Annotated in this window: 18 protein-coding genes and 1 tRNA gene; 16 read left to right on the top strand and 3 right to left on the bottom strand. The window is 63.8% G+C overall.

All coding sequences use genetic code 11. The annotated features are described in order from the left end of the window. Positions 1-65: 65 nt before the first annotated feature. Both AC5RVN_RS02405 and AC5RVN_RS02400 read right to left on the bottom strand, forming a co-directional pair. Entirely contained in the window at positions 66-455 is a 390-nt protein-coding gene (locus AC5RVN_RS02405; protein ID WP_494136989.1) for a hypothetical protein, read from the bottom strand. Between the two features lie 10 nt (positions 456-465). Then, a complete protein-coding gene (locus AC5RVN_RS02400) occupies positions 466-1,077 on the bottom strand; it encodes a DUF4145 domain-containing protein (RefSeq protein ID WP_494136988.1) in 612 nt (203 codons plus the stop codon). Between the two features lie 138 nt (positions 1,078-1,215). On the opposite strand from AC5RVN_RS02400, the gene AC5RVN_RS02395 reads away from it, so the two are divergent. The 7 genes from AC5RVN_RS02395 to AC5RVN_RS02365 all read left to right on the top strand — a co-directional run bounded on the left by AC5RVN_RS02395 (position 1,216) and on the right by AC5RVN_RS02365 (position 7,048). Then, positions 1,216-1,446 (top strand): DUF3263 domain-containing protein, encoded by a 231-nt coding sequence (locus tag AC5RVN_RS02395; protein ID WP_494136987.1) that lies wholly within the window; start codon positions 1,216-1,218, stop codon positions 1,444-1,446. 10 nt (positions 1,447-1,456) lie between these two features. Next, complete coding sequence (locus tag AC5RVN_RS02390; RefSeq protein WP_494136986.1) at positions 1,457-2,038, top strand: hypothetical protein; 582 nt, start codon at positions 1,457-1,459, stop codon at positions 2,036-2,038. 394 nt (positions 2,039-2,432) lie between these two features. Further along, positions 2,433-2,505: transfer RNA gene (locus tag AC5RVN_RS02385), tRNA-Met, on the top strand. Between the two features lie 97 nt (positions 2,506-2,602). Next, a complete protein-coding gene (locus AC5RVN_RS02380) occupies positions 2,603-3,139 on the top strand; it encodes a hypothetical protein (protein WP_494136985.1) in 537 nt (178 codons plus the stop codon). Next, positions 3,096-4,352 carry a PBSX family phage terminase large subunit gene (locus AC5RVN_RS02375; RefSeq protein WP_494136984.1) on the top strand — a complete coding sequence of 419 codons (1,257 nt, stop codon included), beginning with the start codon at positions 3,096-3,098 and terminating at the stop codon, positions 4,350-4,352. The genes AC5RVN_RS02380 and AC5RVN_RS02375 overlap by 44 nt, the downstream gene beginning before the upstream one ends. 17 nt (positions 4,353-4,369) lie before the next feature. Further along, positions 4,370-5,956: a hypothetical protein gene (locus AC5RVN_RS02370; RefSeq protein ID WP_494136983.1), complete on the top strand. Its 1,587-nt coding sequence runs from the start codon at positions 4,370-4,372 to the stop codon at positions 5,954-5,956. A gap of 9 nt (positions 5,957-5,965) precedes the next feature. Then, positions 5,966-7,048: a phage minor capsid protein gene (locus tag AC5RVN_RS02365; RefSeq protein ID WP_494136982.1), complete on the top strand. Its 1,083-nt coding sequence runs from the start codon at positions 5,966-5,968 to the stop codon at positions 7,046-7,048. Here the strand turns inward: AC5RVN_RS02365 and AC5RVN_RS02360 are convergent. Next, the gene (locus AC5RVN_RS02360) at positions 7,045-7,302 is read right to left on the bottom strand and encodes a hypothetical protein (RefSeq protein WP_494136981.1); all 258 of its coding nucleotides are present in this window, start codon (positions 7,300-7,302) and stop codon (positions 7,045-7,047) included. The two genes, AC5RVN_RS02365 and AC5RVN_RS02360, sit on opposite strands and share 4 nt — an antisense overlap. Positions 7,303-7,418: 116 nt before the next feature. Between AC5RVN_RS02360 and AC5RVN_RS02355 the strand changes: the two genes are divergently transcribed. The 9 genes from AC5RVN_RS02355 to AC5RVN_RS02315 all read left to right on the top strand — a co-directional run bounded on the left by AC5RVN_RS02355 (position 7,419) and on the right by AC5RVN_RS02315 (position 12,473). Beyond that, positions 7,419-8,117 (top strand): hypothetical protein, encoded by a 699-nt coding sequence (locus AC5RVN_RS02355; RefSeq protein ID WP_494136980.1) that lies wholly within the window; start codon positions 7,419-7,421, stop codon positions 8,115-8,117. Positions 8,118-8,134: 17 nt separating this feature from the next. Continuing rightward, positions 8,135-9,136, top strand: a complete 1,002-nt coding sequence (locus AC5RVN_RS02350) for a major capsid protein (RefSeq protein ID WP_494136979.1) — start codon at positions 8,135-8,137, stop codon at positions 9,134-9,136. Between the two features lie 74 nt (positions 9,137-9,210). Continuing rightward, on the top strand, positions 9,211-9,786 hold the full coding sequence (locus AC5RVN_RS02345; protein ID WP_494136978.1) for a hypothetical protein: 576 nt from the start codon (positions 9,211-9,213) through the stop codon (positions 9,784-9,786). A 13-nt stretch (positions 9,787-9,799) separates the two neighbouring features. Further along, a complete protein-coding gene (locus AC5RVN_RS02340) occupies positions 9,800-10,213 on the top strand; it encodes a hypothetical protein (RefSeq protein ID WP_494136977.1) in 414 nt (137 codons plus the stop codon). 20 nt (positions 10,214-10,233) lie between these two features. Continuing rightward, positions 10,234-10,533 carry a hypothetical protein gene (locus AC5RVN_RS02335; protein ID WP_494136976.1) on the top strand — a complete coding sequence of 100 codons (300 nt, stop codon included), beginning with the start codon at positions 10,234-10,236 and terminating at the stop codon, positions 10,531-10,533. 8 nt (positions 10,534-10,541) lie between these two features. Continuing rightward, complete coding sequence (locus AC5RVN_RS02330) at positions 10,542-10,895, top strand: hypothetical protein (protein ID WP_494136975.1); 354 nt, start codon at positions 10,542-10,544, stop codon at positions 10,893-10,895. Further along, positions 10,896-11,342 carry a minor capsid protein gene (locus tag AC5RVN_RS02325; RefSeq protein ID WP_494136974.1) on the top strand — a complete coding sequence of 149 codons (447 nt, stop codon included), beginning with the start codon at positions 10,896-10,898 and terminating at the stop codon, positions 11,340-11,342. It begins immediately after the preceding gene. Positions 11,343-11,346: 4 nt separating this feature from the next. Continuing rightward, positions 11,347-11,811 carry a phage tail tube protein gene (locus AC5RVN_RS02320; RefSeq protein ID WP_494136973.1) on the top strand — a complete coding sequence of 155 codons (465 nt, stop codon included), beginning with the start codon at positions 11,347-11,349 and terminating at the stop codon, positions 11,809-11,811. Between the two features lie 110 nt (positions 11,812-11,921). Beyond that, a complete protein-coding gene (locus AC5RVN_RS02315; RefSeq protein WP_494136972.1) occupies positions 11,922-12,473 on the top strand; it encodes a DUF7426 family protein in 552 nt (183 codons plus the stop codon). Positions 12,474-12,555 lie beyond the last annotated feature (82 nt).

The raw sequence follows: 12,555 nt of genomic DNA, 5'->3' as shown, positions 1-12,555 counted from the left end.
CCATCACCACCCGCGACGCCGACACCCGACGCTGCGGATGCACCAGCCACGGGCCCGGAAGAACCTCATGACGCAGAGTGCTCTTTGCCTTCCGCTCTGCTGCCGCCCTCAGTAGCCTTGTCCCGCTTTTGGAACAAGCGCATTAATTCTTCGTTCTCATCACCAGTCAGAAGTCCAGTCATAAAGGCCAAGGAAAAAAACATGGCGATAGCCGAGCAACTGACAAGCCAGTCAAGGCCCAGCGATTCCTCCTTGGTGCTGAACGCGAAAAGACACACGAACGTTGAAAGAGCGCCACCAGTCACAGCTATGAGTTTCGTGACATGGATCGTTAAGTAGGACCAGCGAGCCCGACGACGGGCGCCGCGAGGTAAACGGCCTTCGATAAGGATGGCGAGGATGAGGGTCGGGTACACCTGGGCGACCAACCCGGCGACCTCTGGAGTGATATGCATGACGCTACTTCTACGGGGTCTGAGCGGCTGCACGGGCTGCGGCAGCATCTTTCAGCCTCTGAAGCTGGGCCTTCGACTGGTACACCCCATACAGCAACAAGTCCATGAAAGTGAGAACACCGTCAGCGTCAGTGGCGTCAACCGCAACAGTGAAGTCACCATGAGCCATATCGTTGCCAAACACACGGATGGTGTGCGCCGTCTCCTTAGCGAAGGCGTCGATAAGGCCAGCAGTGTGCATATCATCGATCTTCTTGAACAGACTGCCCGACGTGATGCCCTTGTCCTTCGCAACAGACTCAATAACAGCCCTGGCCATCAGGATGGACGACATGAGAGCTCCGATGCTCCTGCACCTGTGGGCCTCGGAAGCTGGAGTCGCGACGTGCATGGGGACGTCAGGGTAGTCCTGCCCCTTCACGTGAATAGGAGACCACTCCAACGGGTCCAGTCGGTCCCACCAGGCCCGGACCTGGTCAGGCATAGCTATGTTGGGAACGCTCTTAGCTTTCATCGAGCCGATGTTGAGGCGCTGGCAAGAGTCGCATTTGAATGCACTCTCCAGCCACGAAAATTCCGAGTCGTTGATCTTGCGGGCGTTTGCGGCCCCAAAAAACGTCATGTGGCTAAATGTTCCGCATCGCCCGCAAATTGTACTCGCCATCACTACCCCATCTCAGCCGAAATATGCCCACCCAAAACTACAGGGTGGGGTCAACGAAAGCAGTTTGTGTCAGCCCCAATGCATAGGCTCGTCGAGATGCTCTCTGACCAACAAAAAGCCATGCTCGACCTCGCCGGACAATCCTTCAAGTACGCCGGGTCCCTCGAAGACCAGGCAAAGCAGCAGTTCGGCCTTACACCCACCCGTTACTGGCAGCAGGTGAACCGGCTCATCAACACACCCGCCGCTTACGCTCATAATCCGGCGCTGGCCCGTCGTCTCACCCAGCGCCGCCAACCACGAACCAGACTCCAAACACGCCTCTAGGGGGAACCACTTGCCGAGCTTCGCCGTCCACGTCCACACACTCACCCACGAACACCTCAGCAACGGCGAATACCACCAACCCCTCCTCACAAGACTGCGGAATGCCAGCACTCCCGGTTCCGATGGTGGGAAGGCCGGCGGCGACTCCGGGAAGCCCGTCCCCGTGAACCTCTCCGCGGTGGATCTCTTCTGCCGCATCGAGACGGCCGCCCGGAACGAGTACCGCCTCTACCGCGGATTCGTCTATGTGGGGACGCTGGAGAACCTCCTCCGCGACCTCACCGGAACGCCGTGGACCGAACTGCCGGAGGACTGGGACCAGTACCTGGCCGACCTCGCCACCGAGTGGATCGACGCCATCACCGCCCTCCTGCACCCGAAGAAGCCCCGCCGCCGCCTCCACCGCCCCTGCCCTGCCTGCGGGATCAAGTACCACGGCCCGGACCGCGAACCCGCCCTCACCATGAACTGCTGGGATGAGCATGAGGACATGATGCACCCCTCAAAGTGGGACGCCTCGTGCGTGGCGTGTGGTGCGGAGTGGCACGGTGATGACGTCCAGTGGCTTTCCCATGCACTCGTGAACGTCTGAGCGTGCGCATATCACGCACTGTTGGTGCTTTTTCTGCTAGGCTGGTCACGTCTGCGGAGTAGTGTCTCCTCAGACGTTTTGGTTTCTACCCCCTAGTGCGGGTAGGCATAAACGTGGTGGCGGGTGTCTGCTGCACAGATCTCCAAGCGGCGAGCTCGGCCCATCCAGCCTTGAGTACTGACCCGCACGGGCCCGCCACCACCAACTTCCCCCACTGAAAAGCCGTCCCCCACGGCTGAGGCGGGAAACCCGACCCTATGGGAATTCCGAGGGGTCAAAGGCAAGTGCATATCGGACCAACATGGCGGCTGGCCATGGAGTGGAAGACACTGATCGAAGACTTCCGGGCAGGGCTTCGGCGCGAAATCGGCGTAGTGACCTGTACCAGCCACGGTGCGCGGTAGGGCAGTGGTAGCCCGCAAGGCTCATAACCTTTGAGGTCGTCGGTTCGAATCCGACCCGCGCAACTAAGTGTGAAAGCCGCCGGGCAACCACCAACGAACCGCGGACGAGCCGTGTAGCACTCCACCCATCCCAAACCCCGAAGGCGGTGACTAACCTCTTGTGCCCAACCCGAAACGCACACAAGCGGACAAAGACATCGTCCTCGCCCTCCACGCCCAAGACATCAGCCGCAACGACATCGCCCGGCAGACCGGATATTCCACAGCCTGGATAAGCAACGTCGTCAGGGATGCCGGACTCACCTTCGCCCGCTCCGACAGGGTCAAAGCAGCGACCGAGGCGAAGACGCAGGACAACAAAGCCCGCCGCGCCAAACTCGTCGGGCGCATGTATGACCGGGCGGAGTTCATCCTCAACCGCCTCGAAGCGCCCACGTTTTCCGCCCTGGTCCCCATCGGGCCCGGCCAGCAATCACCCCGCGACCTCGATTTTGTCCCCGCCGGTGAAGAACGCAACCTCGCCACCAGCGTCGCCGTCTACCTGGATAAAGCCATGCTCCTCGAAAAGGTAGACGCCGTCCCCGAACGCTCCGAAGCCCAATCCATGCTCTCCCGGCTCGCAGAACAATTGGGGGTCACCAATGCTCCCAGCAGTGAGCCCGAAACAACTGAACTTCCTGAGGGGCAGCAACCGTAAGGTCAACATCCTCGAAGGGTCCATCCGTTCCGGGAAAACCATCATCGCCCTAGTCCGGTGGATGATGTTCGTGGCCACCGCCCCCAAGACCGGCGCCCTCGTCATGGTGGGCCGGACCAGGGACTCCGTGTGGCGGAACATGATCGGGCCCCTGCAGGATGACACCCTGTTCGGGGCCCTCGCTGACGACGTCGTAGGCAACTACGGCGCCCCCACGGTCAAGATCTTCGGCCGCCTCGTCCACGTCCTCGGAGCCAGTGACGCGAAGTCCGAGAAGGTCCTCCGCGGCCTCACCGTCGCCGGCGCCATGGTGGACGAGATCACGACCATCCCGGAGGAGTTCTTCACCCAACTCCTCGGCCGCATGTCCGTCGCCGGCGCCCAACTCTTCGGCACCACCAACCCGGACGGGCCCGCCCACTGGTTCAAAAAGAAGTTCCTGGACCGCATCGGCAAGGGCAAGGGCATGCTCCCCCACTGGACCCGGTGGCGGTTCACCATGGACGACAACCCCAGCCTCTCCCCGGAGTACATCGAGGAGAAGAAGCTCGAATTTACCGGTCTGTTCTACAAGCGCTTCATTGAGGGCTTGTGGGTGGCTGCTGAGGGCGCAGTGTTCGACTTCTGGGACGAACAAGAGCACGTCGTCCGGTGGGAGGATCTCCCGCCCATGCAACGCTACTTCGGCTGCGGCATCGACTACGGCACTACGCACGCCACCTCAGCGATCATCCTGGGGCTCGGCGTGGACGGGGTCCTGTACTTTGTGGACGAGTGGCGGTACGAAGCCGCTGACCGGTCCATGCGCCTCAACGATGCCACCATCACCACGGCGATCAAGGAGTGGCTGCCGGTCCAGCACACGCCGCACCCCTCCACCCTGCAGCCTGAGTGGGTCATCATCGACCCCGCCGCAGCCTCGCTCCATGTGGAGTTCGGCACGCAGGGTGTCCGGAACGTCATCGCCGCGAACAACGAGGTGTTGTACGGCATCCGGACTATGTCCTCGCTTATGGCCAACGGCAAGCTCAAGGTCTCCTCCCGCTGCACCGGCCTCATCCAAGAGATGCCGGGGTACAGCTGGGATCCCGTGGCCACGGCCCGCGGCGAAGACAAGCCCATCAAGACCGCCGACGACTCCATTGACCCTGCGCGGTACGTCGTCACGACCACCGAAACGAACTGGCGTTCCCTCGTGGACCTCGCCGCCTAACCCCTGAGGAGGCCACATTGGCACTGCCTGACAACGGCATCGCGTGGCCGCCCAAGGAACTTGGCAACGTCCTCCCCCGACTCCGCAGCTACGCCGCCTGGTACAGCAACGAGACGGCGACCCTGTCCAGCATCTACGCCCAGTCCACCAGCCGCCCGGGCCTGCTGGAGCGCATTCGGACATGGTTTGTCGGGGCGAAGACCTCCGGCCAGCAGGACCTGTCCACGATCCACATCTCTCTGGCTCAGGAGATCTGCCGGACCTCGGCTAACCTCCTGTTTTCTGAGCCGGCGTCCGCGGTCATTGATGTCGAAGAGGGCACCGCTGAGGACAAGGTCACTGCAGCGCAGGAACGCCTGGATCTCATCACCGGGCCCGAGTTCGAACAGACCGTCGTGGCCGGCGCGGAGATCTCCGCCGCGCTCGGTGGCGTGTTCCTCCGCGCAACGTGGGACAAGGCCACCGCTGAGCACGTGTTCATCACCAAGGTGGACGCGGACATGGCATGGCCGGTCTTCCGCTGGGGCCGCCTCCACACCGTCACCTTCTGGCGGACCGTGAAGACCGAGGGGCAGCAGGTCACCCGCCACCTGGAGCACCACTGGAAAGACGCTGACGGCGTCGGGATGATCTCCCACGGCCTGTACGTCGGCACTGTGGATAAGCTCGGCCAGCGGACCACGTTCGATGCCCACGAGGCCACAGCATGGCTAGCAGCCCCCGGCAACGTGGAACTCCTCCTCGACGGGGACACCCTTTCCACCCTCACCCCGGGTCTCGCCGTAGAGTACGCACCCAACATCACCCCCTCCGCCCTGTGGAGGAATGACCCGGTGGGCGCGCACCTCGGACGCTCAGACCTCGAAGGCATTGAGCAGAAGCTCGACGCCCTGGACGAGCTCTACTCCTCCTGGCTGCGGGACATCCGCCTCGGCAAGGGCCGCCTCATCGTCGGTGAGTCCATGCTGCAGGACCTCGGCGCCGGCAAGGGCACGGGCTTCGACCTGGACACGTCCATCTTCACCCCCGTGAAGGCGGCCCCGTCGTCCATGGGTGACTCAAAGATGGCCATTGAGCAGGTCCAGTTCGAGATCCGCACCGAGGACTTCCTCACCGCCATCGACCACTTCCGGCGCATCATCATCACCGCCGCCGGCTACTCCCCCGCAACATTCGGGATGCAGGACTCCTCCGGCGCTGCGGTCACGGCCACCGAGGTGGCAGCGAAAGCCCAGACGAGCTACACCACGAGGAAGCGGAAGATCCTCGGCCTCAAGCCGGCCATGGAACGCATCCTCACCAAGGCCCTCGCTGTGGACGCGCTGATCTTCACCACCGGCGTGACGCCCTACCCTGTGCGGGTGGACTTCACGGACGGTGTCGCGGAAGACGCTGAGGCAGTTGCCCGTCAGAACCAGCTGGACTACAGCAGCCAGTCCGCCTCCATCGAGGAGCGGGTGAAGCGCCGTAACCCGGACTGGGATCAGACAGCGGTGGACGAGGAAGTGGAACGCATCCGTGCGGACTTCAACCTTGGAGAACTCGCTGACCCTGACGCCGTGGGCGAGAACGGGAACAACCTCTCAGATTCGTTCACCAGTTAGGATGCTCGCATGGCGATCCGCCCGGATGATGCCACGACCCTGGCGAAAGGGCTGAGGGAACAGTTCGCAGAAGCTGAAACCCTCCTCCTCCAGAAGATCGCTAAGGCACTGGCAGACGGCAAGGATGGGCCTGAGTGGGCGGAACGGAAGCTCCGCAACATCCAGGCCCTCCGCGCACAAACGGACGGGATCATCGCCCGCCTCCAGCAAGGAGTCCCCGGCGCCGTTGAGGAGGCTGTGGGGCTCGCCTACAACCGCGGCATAGCAACTGCCGGCGGTGACCTGACCAGGGCGGGTCTGATCCATGGGGCTTTCGCGGAGGTGCAGCCCACCGGCGCGGTAACTGCCATCGTTTCGGACATGCTCGAACTGCTGCGGCCCATGAGGCTCCAGATAGTCCGGGCCGTGAATGACATCTACCAGCAGGTGGTCCGCCAGGCAGTCGCGCAGGCTGCCCTTGGTGTGGTCACGAGGCGGGAAGCGTCCGGGATCATCCTGGAACGCCTCGGCAAGGCAGGGATCAACGGGTTCCGGGACAACAGCGGCCGGAACTGGAACATGGTCTCCTACGCCGAGATGGCGGCCAGAACTTCCACCTCGAAGGCCATGCTGCAGGGCCACACGGACAGAATCCGGGAACTCGGCGTGGACACCGTCATCGTGTCCAACGCGCCCGAGGAGTGTGAGATCTGCCGGCCGTTTGAGGGCAAGGTCCTTTCCCTGTCCGGGCAGACCACCGGGCAGCTCCGGGACGGCAACACGGTGATGGCCTCCCTCGCTGAAGCGAAAGCCCGCGGCCTCTACCACCCGAACTGCCGCCACTCACACAGCATCTACCTTCCGGGCATCACCAAGGGCCCCGAAACGGACACCGCAGACCCTGAGGGTGACGCTCTCCGGCAGCAGCAGCGGGCCTATGAGCGGCGCATCCGGGAGCTAAAGCGGCAGGTGGCCATCGCTGACGAGTTCGGTGGTAACAACGCGGCACAGGCCCGGGCGAAGCTCCGCGCCAAGCAAGAAGAGTTCAAAGCTTGGCGCGAAGACCACGGCCGAAAGAACCTCAGCTACCGGACATCGCTGACCGTCCGTTAGCTGTAGAAGTTCCCGTTGGTGAACCGGCCACCTTTACCGCTCAGGGCGTCCGTCGAAGAGACGTGACGAATACCGTGAACGTCTACCCATGCGTGGGGAGCGTATTCCTTCACGACTTTCCATTTCGAGGAAGTAGCGTCACGGGTATCGATGAGCTGCAAGACACCGCTGCTCGTGATGTTGTAAGCGCCCTCTTTGTCGTTGGCGAACGGTTCTGACCCGTCCGACAATTTGACCGTGTAACCCATAGCCATTTCCCCAATCTGAGTTCATGGTGAACCACCTGTTGGCCCACACACCAGAAGAACTCTAACCAATTCCACGCCACTGCTTCCTGCGGTGGCTTTTTCTATGCCACTTGGAGGGCAGCATGAGCAAGAAGCGCACAATCCACGGTATCGATCCATACGCCCCGGGCGGCGTCGAGGCCCTCCTGGCACACCACCGGCTGGCCTTCGGGGACGCCGTCATGGAAGCAGGCGCAGGCGATCCCGCTGGAGACCCTGCTGGTGACCCGGCCCCGGCCGGTGATCCCGCCCCGCAGGGTGACCCCAAGCCGGCGGAGGACCCGAAGCCCACTGAGTGGGACGGCAAGGTGGAGTCCCTGCCCGCAGGCGCTCAGAAGATCATCAACGACCTCCGCAAGGCTGACGGTGACGAACGGGTAGCCAAGAAGACCCTGGACGCCATCACCAAGGCGCTCAACCCCGACGCCAAGGGCGGCGAGAAGCCAGACCCGGACGCTCTCACCCGCTCCCTCACCGAGCAGCAGGCCGAAGCCAAACAGGCCAAGACCGAACTGGCCGTCTACAAAGCAGCCGGAAAACACGGCGCCGACGCTGACGCCCTCCTAGACTCCCGCGGCTTCCTGGCGAAGCTCGGAGACATTGACCCGTCCGACACGAAGGCCATCGAAAAGGCCATCCAGGACGCAGTCAAAGACAACCCCAAGCTCAAGGCGGCCCGGGCGGCCGGCACGAGCGGCGGCGACTTCACCGGCGGGACCGGGGAACAGCCTGCGAAACCCACCACCCTCGAAGACGCCATCGCCAAAAAGATGGCCCGCTAACCCCTTAGGAGCATGCAATGCCCGTAACACTCGCCCAGGCGAAGCTCAACGTCACTGACGCCGTCGATGTCCAGATCATCGATGAGTTCCAGAAGTCCAACGACATCCTCAACCGCATCACGTTCGATGAGGCTGTCTCCCCCGCAGGTGGAGGCGCGACCCTCACCTACTCGTACACCCGGCAGCTGACCCAGCGCGGCGCGTCGTTCCGTGCGATCAACTCCGAGTACGCTCCGCAGGAAGCCACCAAGGTCCGCGCTTCCGTGGACCTGAAGCCCCTCGGCGGCTCGTTCCAGATTGACCGTGTCCTGGACAGCATCGGGCAGGCCCGTGAGACCGCGTTCCAGATGCGCGAACTCCTGAAGGCCACGTCGGCGAAGTTCAACGACGCCGTCTTCAACGGTGACACCGCGGTGGACGCCAACGGCTTCGACGGACTGTCCAAGATCCTGACCGGCACCACCACGGAGTACCTGCCGCTGACCAACGGCACCAGCACGGGCTACCGCGACTGGACCACGGTGGACACCAAGGCTGAGGCCATCGCAGAGATCGAGCAGATCGACGCTTGGCTGTCGCTTCTGGACCAGACTCCGGACGCCATCTACGGCCCCAAGAAGGTCCTGTCCATGTTCAAGCGCCTGGCCATGTGGGCTGACCAGTACGAGAAGACCACGGACGCCTTCGGCCGCACCGTGGGCTCGTACAACGGCATCCCGCTCATCGACCCGGGCACCAAGGACGGCTCCAACACGGACGTCCTCGCAACTGCTGCCCGTGACGCTGACGGCGGCGGCGCCGGCGGTTCCATCACCGGCCTCGGTGACCTGTACGCGGTCCGCTTTGGCCTGGACGGCTTCCACGCAGTGTCCACCACGGGCTCCCTGGTCCGCAACTGGATGCCGGACTTCTCCACCGCCGGTGCTGTGAAGACCGGTGAGGCTGAGCTCGGCCCGGCCGCCGTGGTCCTCAAGAAGACCAAGGCCGCGGGTGTCTTCCGCAACATCAAGGTTGCCTAACCTCTGACCAGTACGACCGGCGCCGGGCTGCCCACGGGTGGCCCGGCTCCGGACTACAGCCCTAGGAGGGCAGCATGAAAATCACCAGCCCAGACAAGACGTACACCGGAACCTCGGCGTACGGATCCACCACTCTCCAATTCAAGGAAGGCGTAGCCGACCACGACGGAGACCTTCCCGCGGGTGTGCGGCTGTACCTGCAGGGCGCCGGCTACGGCCTCGACAGCGAAGCCACACCCCCGGCAGCGCCGGAGCTCGTGGACCCCCGCGACGTCGACGGTCTGCAGCAGCTCGGCACGGCACTGCGAGACGCTGCAGTTGACCCGAAGCCGGAGGACTACCTCGTTCCCACGAACGCGGGCGAGGCCAACCCCCACGGCCCGGAAGTGATCGCCCCGGAGATCCACGCCTCCGAAGGTGTCCGCCCGGTCAAGCCCGGAGACGTGCACGTGGACGACATCGCCAAGCAGGACAAGGCTGAGACCGAACACGTCACCGACCCCACCGCAGCCCCTACCGCTCCGGCAGGGAATGCATCCAAGGCTGATTGGCGCGCCTACGCGCTGTCCATCGGCATCCCTGAGGAGTCCCTCGAGGACCTCTCCCGCGATGAAATCCGCGAGGCCGTCACCAACGTCACCGCCGAATAAGTAGGAGGCCGCCGTGAAGCTCTACGCCACCGAAGCTGAACTATCCGCATGGATGGAACCAGCAACCGCCCCGAGCAACGCGGCGGCCCTCCTCCGCTCCGCTTCGTCCACTATTCGGGCGGAGACCCGGTCCGCCCGGTACGCCACGGACGCGGACGGGTATCCGACTGACACGGCTCTGCGGCAAGCGTTCCGTGAGGCTGTGTGCGCACAGGTCAAGTTCTGGGCGGACCTAGGGGTAGACCCGACCCTTGGGGCTGCTGGTGTGAAGCCGGCTGCCGCGTCCAAGTCCATCGGCGGCGCCTCAATCACCTATGAGCAGGGCGCGACGGCGGCGAAGGTGGAAGCGGTTGGGGTTCTCGCTCCGGACGCTTACTACCTCCTCGCAGACGCGGGCCTGTTGGGCGGGACGGTGCAACTGCTGTGATCGAGGACTTTGAGGAGTTCATGGTCCACACAGTCAGGGTTGAAACCCATGGCGGAGAGGACCCCTTCGGGAATGTCCACACCACGCTCTCGGACCCTGTCCCGGGGTTCTTGGATGACTCCCGGCAGTTGGTCCGCTCGGCCGCCGGCGATCAGGTGGTGTCCGAATCAACGTTCTACACCGGCAAGGAACACAAGGACCTCTTCAAGCCCGAATCCCTCGTGCACCTTACGGACCGGACCGCGACCGTCATCCTCTGCAAAACAGCGGACAGCGGCCCCCTGGACCTTCCGGACCATATCGCCGTGACCCTGACCTAGGAGGCCCCATGGCTGATAAGGGCAGTTCATGGAAGCTGAAGCTGGACAAGAAGCTGGTCAAGGAGTTCCACGATGAAGCCGCCCGCGGTCTCGCCCTCGCAGGGGAGCACGTGCTCGGTGAGGCGAAGCGGCGGGTCCCCATTGAGGAGCACATCCTGGAGGAGTCCGGGGCCGTCTCCACCGACCCGGCCAACCTCAAGGTGGCTGTCACCTTTGACACCCCCTATGCCGTGTACCAGCACGAAACGTTCGGGCTGAAGCACGACGCCGGCCGGGAACCGAAGTACCTGGAGAACGCCATCAACGCAGAGATCGACACGGTCCGGGACATCGTGGCCATGACGATCAGGGGGGAGCTCTAAATGGCTATCGCCTACGGCGCCGCAGGGTTCCGCATCAGCCTCTTGTCCTCCATCGGCCAGTACCTCCAATCCCAGGGTGTGGCGAAGTGGACGAGCCCCTGGGCTGCGACTGACACGGCCATCGCCGTGGATGTCCTCCCCTCCGCCCCGGACAAAGCCATCGCACTGACCCTCTACCCGGTCTCCAGCGAGGGACCGGACGTGGTCATGGGCCTGCAGCTCCGGATCCGGGGGAAGCCCGGGAACCGGACCGAAGACAAGGACATCCTGGACCGGGCGGAAGACGCCCTGGACGGGCTCAGCGGCATCACCTGGGCCGGTGTCCCCATCGTCCTCGTGGAACTCAAGTCCGGCGCCTACCTGGGGCAGGACGGCAGCAACAGGCCCGAACACACCGCCAACTACTACATCACTTTGACCCGCGAGGGTCCGAACAGACAGGACTAGAACCATGGCCATCACTCCCGGACTTGTTTCCGACTGGACCCTTGAAGTCGCCGCGTACACCACCGGCGCAGAACCCGCCTCCTACACCCGCGTGTACGGCATCACCGACTTCACTCCCCCGGGCGTCTCCAAGAGCCTTGAGGATGACTCGGACTTCGACTCCGGCGCCTGGGGTTCCCAGACCGCCACCGGCCTCGATTACGAGATCAGCGGCACGGTGAAGGTGCCCCGCGCTACCGCCACCGTTGACCCGGGCCAGGAGATCCTGCGCACCGCCGGCCGCGGTGTCGCTGAGGACGGTTACGTGCACTTCCGCGTCATCAAGAAGGGCGCGACGACCGGTTACACCGGTGTTGCTGATGCGACCTTCACCGAAGGCGGCGGATCCCGCACCGACCTGACCAAGGCGGAGTTCACCCTCTCCGGCCGCGGTGAGCTGGAAGATTACACTCCCGTCGTCACCCCGTAGCCCCACCAGACCCCGTGGCCGCCTGTTTCCAAGGGCAGGCGGCCACGGCCCCCAATGCACCACATTGCACACCCTTGGAACCCCCCGACCGACAACCCCTGGAGACCACCATGCCCGAAATCACTGACCTCAAAGAACTCGACGACTTCTTCAACCCGGCCCTGCTCCTGCCCATCAACGGCAAGGAATACCGGGTCCCAGCCGTGGACGCCGCCACCGGCCTCCGGCTCCAGAACCTCCTCAGCGTCGGGCTCAAAGCCGCGTCCGGCGAAGACATCACCACCAAAGACATCGAACTCGTCTCCGACGAGGACGAACCGGACTTCTTCACCACCATCCTCGGCCCGGTCTACCAGGAGCTCGTGGAGGACGGCATCTCCTACAAGGGCATCCAGTTCGTCTCCTCCGTCGTGTTCGTGTGGACCACCCAATCCCTCGACGTCGCCCAAGAGATGTGGCGCACGGGGGGAAAAGCGCCAGCGCAGAACCGGGAACAGCGCCGAACGGCGACCCGGACATCTACGGCCGCGGCAACTACAACCCGGAAACGGGCCTCAGCGAGTACTACGAGTACCCGCAAGGCAACCGGAACGGCCGCACGTGGCGCGAAATCCTCACCCACTGGAACGCCATCGAAGCAGACTTCCAAGATCTCGGAATAGACCTCTCCTCCGGCATCCTGCGGGAGCGTTCGTGGCGCTGGTTCGCCGTGCGCGTCATGGGGCTCATCAACAAACCGCCCGG

Source organism: Arthrobacter sp. sptzw32 (assembly GCF_059089735.1).
The sequence above is the reverse complement of the archived record's forward strand: the minus strand, read 5'-3'. Positions and strand labels throughout refer to the sequence as shown.